The sequence below is a fragment of the Cupriavidus sp. SS-3 genome (assembly GCF_035818815.1).
GTDB lineage: Bacteria > Pseudomonadota > Gammaproteobacteria > Burkholderiales > Burkholderiaceae > Cupriavidus > Cupriavidus taiwanensis_C.
The window spans coordinates 114,539-126,782 of record NZ_JAYLVT010000016.1; the positions used below are offsets into that span (position 1 = coordinate 114,539).

General features: G+C 69.0%; 14 protein-coding genes. 6 read left to right on the plus strand and 8 right to left on the minus strand.

Translation table 11 applies throughout. The annotated features are described in order from the left end of the window. Window positions 1–409 precede the first annotated feature (409 nt). Together U9J39_RS21970 and U9J39_RS21975 are read left to right on the plus strand one after the other, a co-directional pair. The gene (locus U9J39_RS21970; RefSeq protein ID WP_326348050.1) at window positions 410–1,261 is read left to right on the plus strand and encodes a MurR/RpiR family transcriptional regulator; all 852 of its coding nucleotides are present in this window, start codon (window positions 410–412) and stop codon (window positions 1,259–1,261) included. 302 nt (window positions 1,262–1,563) lie between these two features. Beyond that, window positions 1,564–2,277: an aspartate/glutamate racemase family protein gene (locus tag U9J39_RS21975; protein WP_326348051.1), complete on the plus strand. Its 714-nt coding sequence runs from the start codon at window positions 1,564–1,566 to the stop codon at window positions 2,275–2,277. Between the two features lie 15 nt (window positions 2,278–2,292). Here the strand turns inward: U9J39_RS21975 and U9J39_RS21980 are convergent, their stop codons facing one another. Beyond that, window positions 2,293–2,544, minus strand: coding sequence for a hypothetical protein (locus U9J39_RS21980; protein ID WP_018006124.1), 252 nt, complete (start codon window positions 2,542–2,544; stop codon window positions 2,293–2,295). A gap of 216 nt (window positions 2,545–2,760) precedes the next feature. Here U9J39_RS21980 and U9J39_RS21985 point away from each other — a divergent pair, with 216 nt between their 5' ends. Continuing rightward, window positions 2,761–3,705, plus strand: a complete 945-nt coding sequence (locus tag U9J39_RS21985) for a cation diffusion facilitator family transporter (RefSeq protein ID WP_240987629.1) — start codon at window positions 2,761–2,763, stop codon at window positions 3,703–3,705. Window positions 3,706–4,051: 346 nt separating this feature from the next. On the opposite strand, the gene U9J39_RS21990 is transcribed toward U9J39_RS21985, so the two are convergent. Beyond that, window positions 4,052–4,678 (minus strand): DNA-3-methyladenine glycosylase I, encoded by a 627-nt coding sequence (locus U9J39_RS21990; RefSeq protein WP_116311867.1) that lies wholly within the window; start codon window positions 4,676–4,678, stop codon window positions 4,052–4,054. 105 nt (window positions 4,679–4,783) lie between these two features. On the opposite strand from U9J39_RS21990, the gene U9J39_RS21995 reads away from it, so the two are divergent. Further along, complete coding sequence (locus U9J39_RS21995; RefSeq protein WP_115711212.1) at window positions 4,784–5,140, plus strand: DUF2314 domain-containing protein; 357 nt, start codon at window positions 4,784–4,786, stop codon at window positions 5,138–5,140. A gap of 69 nt (window positions 5,141–5,209) precedes the next feature. On the opposite strand, the gene U9J39_RS22000 is transcribed toward U9J39_RS21995, so the two are convergent. Together U9J39_RS22000 and U9J39_RS22005 are read right to left on the minus strand one after the other, a co-directional pair. After that, complete coding sequence (locus U9J39_RS22000; RefSeq protein ID WP_326348052.1) at window positions 5,210–6,520, minus strand: MFS transporter; 1,311 nt, start codon at window positions 6,518–6,520, stop codon at window positions 5,210–5,212. A 77-nt stretch (window positions 6,521–6,597) separates the two neighbouring features. Continuing rightward, window positions 6,598–6,936 (minus strand): hypothetical protein, encoded by a 339-nt coding sequence (locus U9J39_RS22005; protein WP_326348053.1) that lies wholly within the window; start codon window positions 6,934–6,936, stop codon window positions 6,598–6,600. A gap of 238 nt (window positions 6,937–7,174) precedes the next feature. Here U9J39_RS22005 and U9J39_RS22010 point away from each other — a divergent pair, with 238 nt between their 5' ends. Then, window positions 7,175–8,059 (plus strand): DODA-type extradiol aromatic ring-opening family dioxygenase, encoded by an 885-nt coding sequence (locus U9J39_RS22010; RefSeq protein ID WP_116311865.1) that lies wholly within the window; start codon window positions 7,175–7,177, stop codon window positions 8,057–8,059. Window positions 8,060–8,063: 4 nt separating this feature from the next. On the opposite strand, the gene U9J39_RS22015 is transcribed toward U9J39_RS22010, so the two are convergent. From U9J39_RS22015 to U9J39_RS22030, 4 genes are all read right to left on the minus strand, one after another. Continuing rightward, window positions 8,064–9,263: an MFS transporter gene (locus U9J39_RS22015; protein ID WP_326348054.1), complete on the minus strand. Its 1,200-nt coding sequence runs from the start codon at window positions 9,261–9,263 to the stop codon at window positions 8,064–8,066. Next, on the minus strand, window positions 9,260–10,549 hold the full coding sequence (locus tag U9J39_RS22020; RefSeq protein WP_326348055.1) for an MFS transporter: 1,290 nt from the start codon (window positions 10,547–10,549) through the stop codon (window positions 9,260–9,262). The genes U9J39_RS22015 and U9J39_RS22020 overlap by 4 nt, the downstream gene beginning before the upstream one ends. A gap of 98 nt (window positions 10,550–10,647) precedes the next feature. Continuing rightward, window positions 10,648–11,067: a VOC family protein gene (locus U9J39_RS22025; RefSeq protein ID WP_116311863.1), complete on the minus strand. Its 420-nt coding sequence runs from the start codon at window positions 11,065–11,067 to the stop codon at window positions 10,648–10,650. A gap of 4 nt (window positions 11,068–11,071) precedes the next feature. Next, window positions 11,072–11,422, minus strand: coding sequence for a GFA family protein (locus U9J39_RS22030; protein ID WP_018006114.1), 351 nt, complete (start codon window positions 11,420–11,422; stop codon window positions 11,072–11,074). Window positions 11,423–11,597: 175 nt separating this feature from the next. Here U9J39_RS22030 and U9J39_RS22035 point away from each other — a divergent pair, with 175 nt between their 5' ends. Then, window positions 11,598–12,209 carry an HD domain-containing protein gene (locus U9J39_RS22035; RefSeq protein ID WP_111521211.1) on the plus strand — a complete coding sequence of 204 codons (612 nt, stop codon included), beginning with the start codon at window positions 11,598–11,600 and terminating at the stop codon, window positions 12,207–12,209. The last annotated feature ends 35 nt before the right edge of the window (window positions 12,210–12,244 follow it).

Genomic DNA, 12,244 nt, shown 5'->3' on the forward strand with positions numbered 1-12,244 from the left:
CGGGCGGGGCACCTGTGCACTATTGCGGTGCGCTCTTGCGACGTAAGGATTACTCGCGCTTGGATCACATGTAAGGATTTGTTCGATTTGTGGACAGGCTTCCGTACGCGGCAATATCATCGCGCGCGATTTTCGCGACTAACAAAACGGGTAATTGGAGGGCTTTGAAACAGGTCCGGGCGGTTATTTAATGCCGGCGCGGCGCCAGCAGGGCGAGGGTTAATGCCACCTGAATTCCACATGAATGCCAGCGGCCCGCGGCGTTAAGCGCCACGCGCAGTGGGTCGGGCAGGCCGGCGCCTGCGGCTCGCTTCGCGCGGCGCCATACGTTATCGTTGAGCCCCTTGGAGCCCCGCGCGCGCACCGACGTGAGTCGACCGACCGCGCGCACCAAAGCCGAGCTCGTCCCATGCAAGCCACCAGAAAATCGTTCGTCGGACGCATCCGCGAACAGCTGGACCAGTTGTCGCCATCGGAGCGCCGGCTGGCGGAGTTCGCGCTGGATTTCCCCGGCGATCTCGCGGGCTATACCGCCTCGGAACTGGCCGGGCTGGCCAATGTGTCGAATGCCACCGTGACGCGCTTCGTGCGCCGCATGGGCTATGCCTCGTATGACGACGCGCGCAAGCATGTGCGCTCGGAGAAGAGCGCGGGCTCGCCGCTGTTGCTGGCCGCCACCGAAAGCGCAGCCGGCGCCGCCGACACCGGCTCGCTCGGCGCGCATCTCCAGCAGTCCCTGGCCAACCTCGGCGCCACTTACCGGCGCCTGTCAGAGGCACAGCTGCGGGAAATCGCCGAGGCGATCCTGGGCGCGCGCAGGGTCTGGATCGTCGGCTTCCGCTCGAGCCAGCCGCTGGCCATGTACCTGCGCTGGCAACTGTTGCAGATCGTGCCGAGCGCACAGGTGGTGCCCGGCGCCGGCGAAACCATGGGCGAGCATCTCGCCGGCATGACGGAAGACGACGTGGTGATCGTGCTGGCCTTGCGCCGGCGCGTGCGCGAGTTGCCGTCGGTCGTGGCGCAGGCGGCGAAGGCTTGCCCGCGGCTGCTCTACATCACGGAGCAGGGGGCGGCGGTCAAGGCACCGGCCAGATGGGTGCTGCGCTGTGATGTGCAGGCCCCTGGCGTGCTGGACAACCACGCCGCAGTGACCGGCCTGTGCCATCTGCTGGTCACTCAGGTGATGGAGCTGGCCGGCACGCCGGGGCGACGGCACCTCGGCCTGGTCGAAGCGTTCCACGACGCGCTCGACGAACTCTGAACGCGCGCTGGCGCCGCCGGCGCGACTCGATGCCATTTCCCTTTCTGAAACGAGGTCGGCTGCCTTTTTCAGCCGACGCCTTGGTATAAAGCCGCATGAAAAATTATTTTCAGATGGTTATCATGCGAAAAAAATAACCCAATACGTCCGGAGCGGCTCGGCCCCGGCCCGGAAAAGAAAGCGCCGGGTGCGCATGGAGACAAGGCATGGGTGCGGAAGTCAACGCGGGATCCGGCCGGCCAGTCAGCGGCCGCCCATGCCGCGCCAGCCGCCAGCCAGCACTCCTGAGTCCCGAGACGCGAATGAGCCACATCCTGCTGATCAACCCGAACACTTCCAGCGCCACCACGCAGATGATGGTCGGCATCGCGCGCGCCTGGCTGGCGCAGCGCCTGGCCGCGCCGCCGGCCGTGGTCGGCGCGACGGTGGCGCGCGGCGCGCCGATGATCGTCGACGATAACGATCTGGCGGTGGCCGCCGGCGCGGTCAATGACGCGGACATGGTGCGCCTGGCTGGCCTTGCCGGGGGCGTGATCGTCGGCGCCTTCGGGGATCCGGGCCTCGACGCGCTGCGCGCGCAGCTGGCGGCGCCGGTGGTCGGCATCGGCGAGGCCGCGATGCGCGCCGCCGCGGCGGGCGAGCGGCGCTTCGGCATCGCCACCACCACGCCGCGGCTGGCGGCATCGATCGAATCCGGCGTGCGCCGGCACGGGTTGGAGACCTGGTTTACCGGCGCGCGCTTCACCGATGGCGACCCGCGCGCGTTGGGCAGCGCGCCGCAGCAACAGGAGGAACGGCTCGCCGACGCGGTGCAGGCGTGCATCGACGATGGCGCGCAGGCCGTGATCATCGGCGGCGGGCCGCTGGGCGAGGCCGCGCGGGCGCTGGAACAGCGCTTCGCGGTACCCGTGATCGGGCCGATCCCGGCCGCATGCGAAGCGCTGGCCCGCGCCCTGGGGCTGGCGCCGCGCCAGGGGCCGGCGGATGCGCCGGCTGCGGCCGCGGCCGGCGCTTAAGCCACCAAAGGCGGGCTAGGCCACGCGCGTCGGCCGCCTGGCCTTCATCGCCGACGGGCGTACCTGTTGCAGCGCGCGCAGTGACTGCAGGGCATCCTCGACCGCTTCGATGCCGTCGCGCAGGCGGCCGGTGGCATAGCCCAGGCGGCTTTGCGCATCGGCATCGGGCGTGGAAAGGTTTTCGAGTGCGTCGACTTCCGCCTGCATCTGTCCGACCAGGCGGCGTAGCTGGGATGTGCTGTGCGAGGCTAGCGAACGGATCGCCATCGTGAGAGCCCTCCTTGCAAAGACCGGGTGCGCCCGCTGGCGCTGGTCCGCACGCTCCGTGCGGTGCCCGTCCTTTCTACGGTAAAGGCGGCGCAATAAGTTAGCCAGCGCTGTTACGAAATCGGCACGATGGCGCGGCCCGACCGAGCGTCGCTGTCGCGCCGCGCTGCCCGCAGGTTCGGCTATAGTCACCCGATGGATTCGCACTCGCCCCGCATGCAAGCAAAACCGGGCAGCCTGCCCGACGACGGCGCCACGCCGGCCGCGCAAGCCGAGGCGCGCCATCGCGCCGGCCGGAACAGCACGCTGGTCAGCGTGGCGGTCAATATCGGCCTGACCGCGGTGCAGGCGGTCGCTGGGGTGATCTCCGGCTCGCAGGCGCTGATCGCCGACGCCGCGCATTCGCTGTCCGACCTGCTTTCGGACTTTGTCGTGCTGGCCGCCGGCTGGCAGAGCCGCAAGGACCCGGATGCCGACCACCAGTACGGCCACCTGCGCTTCGAGACCGCCGCCTCGCTGGCTCTGGGCGTGCTGCTGCTGACGGTCGGGGCCGGCATGCTGTGGGCGGCGCTGGGCAAGCTGCAGTCTGCGGGCGGCGCGCAGCCGGTGCAGCCCGTGGCGCTGTGGGTTGCGCTGGCCACGCTGGCGTCCAAGGAACTGCTGTTCCGCTACATGCTGGCCGTGGCGCGGCGGGTGCGCTCGAGCATGCTGGTGGCCAACGCCTGGCATGCGCGCTCGGATGCGGCGTCGTCGCTGGTGGTGGCGCTCGGCATTGGCGGCAACCTGCTGGGCTACCACATCCTCGACCCGATCGCGGCGATCGTGGTCGGGCTGATGGTGGCGCGCATGGGACTGCGCTTCGGCTGGAACGCGCTCAACGACCTGATGGACCGCGCCGCCGACGAGGAAACCGTCGCCGCGATTCGCGCCACCATGCTGGCCACGCCCGGCGTGCTCGGCCTGCACGAACTGCGCACGCGCAAGATGGGCGACCAGGTCCTGGTCGACGTGCACCTCGAGATCGACGCCACCCTGACCGTGGCGCAGGGTCATGCCATCGCGGTGGAAGCTCGGCGCCGCACGCTGGAACACCACCACGTGCTGAACGTGATGACGCACGTCGACCCGGTATACGTGGGCGCAACCACGGCCGATGGCTGAGCCCAGACTGTGGACAGCGTGGGCCAAGCCTGGGGATAACTGGCCGGACAAGCTGTGTCGCGCCTGGGGACGCGCTGTGGGACGTATACGGACAACTCACGGGGAGCGCGACAGATGTATACGCTGCCGCGGACTTGTCCCGGCAAATCAGGGTTATCCCGGAGCCGTTATCTTCGCTGCAAGTCACTGACCCAGAAGGGAAAAGGTGACTTATCCACGGCCCGGAGCCCGGTTTACCTACTACTACTATGTTTACATACGTAAACAATATAAAGACGACAGCCAGGACCTTTGCGCCAGGTGTTGTTTCCTGGTCGGCATGTATACGCGGCTGTCCGTATACCGGCTAGCGCGGCACCTTGAACGCCTTGCGCGCAACCAGAACCTGCGCGCGCGTGGCGCAGCCCTCCTGGTGGTCGTTGACCAGGCCCATGGCCTGCATCAGCGCATACATCGTGGTGGGCCCGACAAAGCGCCAGCCGCGCTTCTTCAGGTCCTTGGATAGCGCGGTGGACTCGGGCGAAATGGCCATGGTGCGCAGTACCTCTGGCGTCAGCACCTTCGGCCGGCTGGCCGGATCGGGCTCGAAGCGCCAGAAGTAGGCCGCCAGCGAGGACTCCGATTCCAGCAGTTCGCGGGCCCGCTGGGCATTGTTGATCGCGGCTTCGATCTTGCCGCGGTGGCGCACGATGCCGGCATCGCCCAGCAGGCGCGCGATATCGCGCTCGGTAAAGCGCGCGACTTTCTCGATGTCGAAATTGGCGAACGCCTTGCGGAAGGCTTCGCGCTTGCGCAGGATGGTCAGCCAGCTGAGACCGGACTGGAACCCTTCCAGGCACAGTTTCTCGAACAGCCGGCGGTCGTCGGCCACTGGAAAGCCCCACTCGGTATCGTGGTAGTGGCAGTAGTCCTCCAGCGTGCCGCACCAGCCGCAGCGCACCGGCGCGGCCAGCGCTTCCTTGTTGCTCGTCATGCGTACCTTTCCAGTATCGAATAAATGGGGCGCGGCTCCGGCTCTCGCCGGCCGGCGCATTTGCTGCGATCATGCCCGCACCTGAGAGATTGCGGAAGGCTGAAAATGGACATGCGATTGACCACCCTGGACGAGGACGGATGGGAGCTCGACGACGCCGAGCCCATCGCGGCCGCCCACCCCGACACCTTCTGGCTGCCGCCGCGCGCCGAACGCGACGCGCTTGCCGCGGGCCAGCAGGTCAAGCTGATCTTCCGCATCCTCGTCGCCGACGAGGGTGGCAACGAGGAAGTCCACGTCGAGCGGATGTGGGTCAATGTGACCGGGCGCGAAGGCGCGCTCTATACCGGCGAACTCGACAACCAGCCGTACTGCACCGACGAGATGAATCCCGGCATGCCGCTGTGTTTCGAGGCCCGGCACGTGATCCATATCTATCGGGAAGGCGACGAAGACGCTTGAGCGACCGCCAGCCGGCCACAAAAAAGCCAGCCTCGCGGCTGGCTTTTTCGATGAAGACGCGCGGCGCGCTCAGGCCAGCCGCTTGCCGGTCCGGTCGTGCATGAACACCAGCGCGACAAAGCTGACCACGGCGGCGGCGATCACATAGTAGGCCGGCGCCAGCTTGTTCTGGGTCGACTCGATCAGCCACGTCACGATCAGCGGGGCAAAGCCGCCGAAGATGGTCACGGCGAAGTTATAGGCCAGTGACAGGCCGGTGGAGCGCACTTCGGTCGGGAACTGCTCGGCCAGCACCGCCGGCGCCGGGCCGGTAAACGCCGCCAGCAGGATGCCCAGCACGATCTGCACCTGCAGCAGCGTCTGCGTGGTCGGCGCCACGTTGAGCCAGTGGAACAGCGGATAGGCGAGCACGCCGATCAGCAGCGCCACTACGCCCAGCATGCGCTTGCGGCCCACGCGGTCCGACAGCATGCCCATCAGCGGACACAGCACCAGGATGATGGCGCCGCACAGCGCGGTCGACTGGAACGTCGCGCCCAGCGGCAGGCCCAGCTGCTGCTTGGCGTACGACGGCATGTAGAACACCAGCACGTAGGTGCAGACCGTCCACAGGATGGTCACGCCGAGGCCGGCCAGCACCTCGCGCGGGTGGTCGCGCAGCACCTGCGACAGCGGCGAGAACTTCACCTGCGCGGCCTTGCGGGCGGCCTGGCGCGCCTCGAACTCGGGCGGCTCGTGCAGGTGCGAGCGGATATACATGCCCACCGGGCCGATCAGCAGGCCGAACAGGAACGGGATGCGCCAGCCCCAGGCGTCGATCTGTTCCGGCGACAGGCCGTTGGTGACCAGTGCGCCCATGGCCGCGCCCAGCATGAACGAAATGCCTTGGCTGGCCTGCTGCCAGCTGGCGTAGGCGCCGCGCTCGGCGTCGGGCGCGTGCTCGATCAGGAAGGCGGTGGCACCGCCGACTTCGCCGCCGGCGGAAAAGCCCTGGATCAGCCGCGCGACCACGATCAGCGCCGGGGCCCACAGGCCGATCTGGTGGTAGGTCGGGGCCAGGCCGATGATGGCGGTGCCCAGCGCCATCAGCAGGATGGTCAGCGTCAGCGCCGCCTTGCGGCCGACGCGGTCGGCATAGACGCCCAGCACGATGGCGCCGACCGGGCGCATGAAAAAGCCCACGCCAAAGGTGGCGACGGTGAGCAGGAACGAGGTCAGGTCATTGCCGGTGGGAAAGAACAGCTTGGCGATGATGACGGCAAAGAAGCTGTAGACGGTGAAGTCGAACCACTCCAGGCCATTGCCGATGGTGGCGGCGATGATCGCCTTGCGTCGGGTGGCGTTGGTCAGTTCTGGAACGGGGGCGGTAGTCGCGGTCATGAAGCGTTGGTCATGCAAGGAAATCGCCATATTAAGCGATTCCTTAATCGCAGGCCTGCGCGCCGTCGCGCGCGACTTCAGCCGGGCAGTGCAGGTTCAGTCGCCCGCTGCTCCGGCCTTGGCGGGCTCGCGGGGACAGTCTCGGCGCAAGCCGAGGGGGCGGGGGCAAGGCGGCGTCGTGTGAGCCACAGCAGCACGGCGCTGGCCACCCAGCCCGACACGAACACCGTGTCTCCGGCCCGGTTCAGCCAGGCCGGCGCGGCCGGCATGCCGGTCACGGACAGCAGCAGTCCGGCTGGCAGCCGCGCCAGGATCCACAGCGCCACGGCCGGCATGCTGCCGTAGACGCCCGGCTGCCACCACTGGCGCGGAATGGGGTTGTACCGTCCGGCGCGGCGCGGATTGCGCGATGCCACCCTAGTCTCCTGTTGCGGAATTTCCTGCGGAGCGCCCGCATGAGGGGCTTCCGGCTGCAGCATAAGTCCCTTGCATCCGCCGAGGTGCGGGCTCGGCGCGGGTTATGTGGGCCGCGCCACGGATCGGCCCCCGGATTCAATTTTTTTGCATGAGGTGTCCGCAAAGCGCGGCCGCGCCCGGCGGCGTTCTTTGCCAAACTGGAAGCCAGTACACAAACCGTTTGAAGGCGGTATTGCCATGCTTCCCTCGCTCTATATCTCCCACGGCTCGCCGATGCTGGCCATCGATCCTGGCCCCACCGGCGCCGCGTTCGAGGCGCTCGGCGCCCGGCTGCGCGCGCAGCGCCCGCATGCGGTGCTGGTGATTTCGGCGCACTGGATCTACAGCACGCTGGCGGTCACCAGCCGCGAGCGCCAGGAGGCCTGGCACGATTTCGGCGGCTTCCCGCGCGAGTTGTACGCGCTGCGCTACGACGCCCCGGGTTCGCCGGAACTGGCGGCGCGGGTCAAGGTGCTGGTCGAGTCGGCGGCGATTCCCGGCGCGGGCTTTGTCGGCCACGACGACGAGCGCCCGCTGGACCATGGCGCCTGGATGCCGATGCGCCACTTCTTTCCCGATGCCGACATGCCGGTGGTGCAGCTGGCGCTGAATCCATATCTGGCTCCCCAGGCCCAGATCGCGATCGGGCGCGCGCTGGCGCCGCTGCGCGACGAAGGCGTGCTGGTGCTGGCCTCCGGCAGCTTCACGCACAACCTGCAGGAAGTGTTTGGCGGCGGCCGGCGCGAACAGCACGGTCCGGCAGCCGAGCCCTATGTCGAAGCGTTCCGCCAGTGGATGGCCGAGGCACTGGACCAGGCCCTGGCCACCGGCGACACCCGCCTGATTGCCGACTACCGTGCGCAGGCGCCCTATGCGCGCCGGGCACACCCGACCGACGAGCACCTGCTGCCTTTCTATGTGGCGCTGGGCGCTGCCCTCGGCCCGGAGGGCGCGCGCGCGGCGCTGCCGGAGCCGGCCACGGTGTCCCGGGTCGCCGACGAGGTCACCTATGGCGTGCTGGCCATGGACAGCTTCGTGTTCGAGGGCATGGGCGCCGGGGCACCGCTGCGGGCCGCGGCCTGAAGGCTTACTGGCCGGCCGGGGTACGCGGCGGCAGGTAGCGCCGCGCCGAGCGCGCTCCCGCCAGCGCGATCCAGCCCATGGTCAGCGCCACCAGCGCCAGGCCGGCGCGCAGGCTGGCCAGGTGCGCCACGCCGCCGATCAGCACCGGGCCCAGCAAGAGCCCCACATAGGCGAAGCGCGCCACGCGCGCAATCGCTTCGGCCGGTGCCACGCCGGGCAGCCGCGACGCGGCGACAAAGAAGATCGGCACCATATTGGCCGCGCCCAGCCCCATCAGCGCAAAGCCCGCCAGCGCGGCCAGCGGCAGCGGCACGGCCAGCGCCAGCGCAATGCCGGCAAAGCCCACCCAGGCACTGCCGGTCAGGGTCGCCCTGTCGCCCAGGCGCGCGCGCAGGCGGTCGCCGCCGAAGCGCCCGCACGCCATGCCGCCGGAGAAAGCGGCATAGCCCAGGCTGACCCAGCCGTCGGGCGCCCGTGCCACGTCGCGCATATAGACGCTGGTCCAGTCGTACATCGCGCCTTCACCGACCAGCCCGAGAAACGCCAGCAGCCCCAGCAGCCATAGCGCCCGCACCGCATGGTCGCGATGGTGGGGCGCGGAAGGCGGCACGGGGTGGTCGGCCAGCAGCCCCGGCAGCGTGGCCACCGCCACCGCCGCGGTCAGGCCGGCCATCATGGCCGCATGCGCCAGCGGCGGCACCTCCAAGGCCAGCATCAGGCCGCCAAAGCCGGCGCCCGCCATGCCGCCCAGGCTGAACATGCCATGCAGCGACGACATCACCGGCCGCGTGCGGCTGGCCTCGACCGTGGCGGCCTGCGCGTTCATGGCCACATCGAACGCCGCGTTGGTCATGCCGAAGACCAGCAGCGCGGGCAGCAGCAGCCAGAACGACGGCATCGCCAGGATCGCCACCGTGGCCAGCGCGAACAGCAGCCCGCCAGCCATCGAGGCGCGCGCGCTGCCGGCGCGCGCCACCCAGCGCCCGACCGGGCCCATCGCCACGATGGCGCCGCCCGCCACCGCCAGCATCGCCAGCGACAGCATCGCGTCGGACAGGCCGAAGCGTGCCTTGATGGTGGGGATATGCACGCCCCAGGTGGCAAAGGTAGCGCCGTTGACGAAAAACAGCGCCATGGTGCCGCGCGTGGCGCGCGCGACCCGGCCAGCGGGCAGCACGGCGGCGGACGCCGGGGAGCCGGTCATGGGTGGCCCGCCTCCACGCGCAGCAGCCCGCGCCGGTGCAGCGCGTAGCCGAAGGCCAGCAGCGCGGCCAGCGCCAGTGCCAGCATCACCCACAGCATCAGCCAGTAGCCCCCGGCCGCGCGCCACAGCAGCGCGCCCAGCCACGGCGCCGCCGCCTGCATCAGCAGTACCGGCGTCATCATCAGCCCGTTGAGGGTGGCGTAATGGTGGCGCGAGATCAGCTCCGGCATGGCCATCGCGCGCAGCATGGTGTTGACGCCGTTGGCGCAGCCGTACAGCACGGCCGCCACCATCAGCCACGCGCCATGCCCCAGCGCAAAGCACAGCAGCCCGGCGCTCATCAGCGCATAGACCGGCAGCGACAGCCGCACCGGGTGGCGCACGCCTGCGCGCATCATCAGCATGCGGCCCGCCACCTGGGCCGGCCCGATCAGCGCCGCGACCGCCAGCTGCTGTGCCACCGGCATGCCCTTCTCCGTCAGCATCGGGATCAGGTGCGCGCCCAGCAGCGACGCCACCACCGCGGTCGCGGTAAAGGCCAGCACCACCGCCCAGAACACCGGCTGGCGCAGCGTGGCGCGGGCAATGTCGCGGCCGCCGGCGGAGGCCGTGCCGGCGCCAGCGCCGGTGTAAGAGGGATGCAGGGCGTAGCGCATGCGCGCATGCAGCGGCGCGCAGACCAGCAGGTTCAGCAGGGCAAAGCCGACCAGGGTCGGGCGCCAGCCGACATGCAGCACCAGCCATTGCGCCAGCGGCACGAAGATCGTGCTGGCAAAGCCGGCCATCAGCGTGACCGCGACGATCGGCTTCTGGTACTGGTCGCCATAGGCCTGGCGCAGCACGACGAAGGCGGGCTCGTACAGCGTGGTCGCCATGGCCAGGCCGAGCGGCACCCACATCAGCAGGAACACGGACTGCGACGGCGTCCACGCCCACAGCAGCAGGCCCAGCCCGGCCAGCACCGAGCCCGCGCCCATCACGTTGCGCGCCGGTGCGCGGTCCAGCAGCCGGCCGACCGCGAACGAGCACAGCGCCCACACCAGCAGCCCCAGCGAATAGCCGCCCGCCAGGTAGGGCTTGGACCAGCCCAGGCTGCCGATCATGGGCTCGATGAAGACGGTGAAGGCGAAGAACAGCGTGCCCCAGGAGATGGTCTCGGTCAGGCCGAGAATCCACACCAGCCGGCGCGGCGGCGTGGCCGGCTGCGCCGGCCCGGTGCGGGCCGCGCTGGCATCATGGCGGTGGTCGGCAGCGTCCGTGCCGGGACTGGCTTCTAGTGTGGTCATGGCGGGCCCGGCGGGGGATGGCCGCCATGGAAGCGGCGCGCCTGGGGCCAGTCGCAAATTGTAGCGATACTGCGCGCGGCGCGCCGGACGCCACCGCGTTACTGTGCGGTCACCGGCGTGGGCGGTCCCTTGAGCTCGACCACGTTGCCGTCCGGGTCCCGCACATACAGCGAGGGGCCCTTGCCCTCGGCGCCGAAGCGCTGCGCCACTTCGCCCGCGTCGACACCGTGCCGCGCCAGGTGCGCGCGCAGCGCCTGCGCGTCGAACGGGTCGATGCGCAGGCAGAAATGATCGAGGTTGCGACCTTCCTCGCCCGGCCCGGCGCCGCCGGCGCGGCCCAGCGGACCGTCGAGCGCGACCAGGTCGATCAGGCTGGCACCGGCGCGCAGCTGGGTCAGGCCCAGCTCGGCCTGCTCGCGCTCCACGCTGCAGCCGAGCACGTCGACATAGAAGCGCCGCAGCGCCGCCACATCGGCGCTGCGCAATACCAGGTGGTCGATGCCGAGGATGCGGAACATGGGGTCAGTGGTGCAGGCCGTCATAGTCGATGACCTTCAGGCTGTCGAGGTCGACATTGTCCAGGCAGCGCACATTGACCGCGGCCATCGGCTTGCCGTCCTTGTCCTGGCCGTCCGCGTACGGGCCGCAGCCGCATACCGGGCAGAAGCGGTGCGCGATCTTCATGGTGTTGAAGCGGTAGGTGGAGGCGTTGCTCTCGGGCGTTTCCAGCCTGAAGGTCGCGCGCGGCACGAACCACAGCAGGTGCCCGCGCCGGCGGCAGATCGAGCAGTTGCAGCGGATCACGCTGGGGATGCTGTCGGCCTCGACCGCGAAGGCGATGTTGCCGCAATGGCAGCTTCCGTTGAAGGTCATGTTGTCTCCTTGAGATACAGCCGTGCGAACCGGATCACATCAACGCTGCTGCGCCGCAATATGCCGGCACATTGTTTGGTTTTTGACAGTGTAGTCCGGCCACGGGTGCCACAATGCCGGCAAAAGACAACGACACGCGCGGCCACCGCGCCCCATCCCATCAAAGGAGACCCGCATGAGCGACACCCACGCGCCTGCACGCGCCAGCTTCAGCCATATGGAACACGGCACCCGCGAGGACTGGGCCGCCATCTCCGCCGAGTTCATGCCGTTCGCACGCGCGTTGCCTGACCGCGTGCTGGCGCACCTGCGCCTGCTCGACGGCGATTGCGGTGGCTTCCCGGTGGACCGGCTCACGCATTCCTTGCAGACCGCGACGCTGGCCCACCGCGACGGCCAGGACGAGGAGTACGTGGTCTGCGCGCTGCTGCACGATATCGGCGATACGCTGGGCAGCTTCAACCATCCCGATATCGCCGCCGCCATCCTCAAGCCCTTCGTCAGCGCCGAGAACCTGTGGATGGTGGAAAAGCATGGCGTGTTCCAGGGCTACTACTTCTTCCATCATCTCGGCCTGGATCGCAACCTGCGCGAGCAATACCGCAGCCAGCCCGAACTGTTCGAGCGCACCGCGGAGTTCTGCCGCAAGTACGATGCCGCCGCCTTCATGACCGACTACGACACGCTGCCGCTGTCGTTCTTCGAGCCGATGGTGCGCCGGGTGCTGTCGCAGCCGAAGCATTCGATGTATGTGAAACCGGGGGAAACGACGCTGGCGCAGGCGTAAGCCGGCGACTGACCCAAACCGATTGTGTTCCCCTC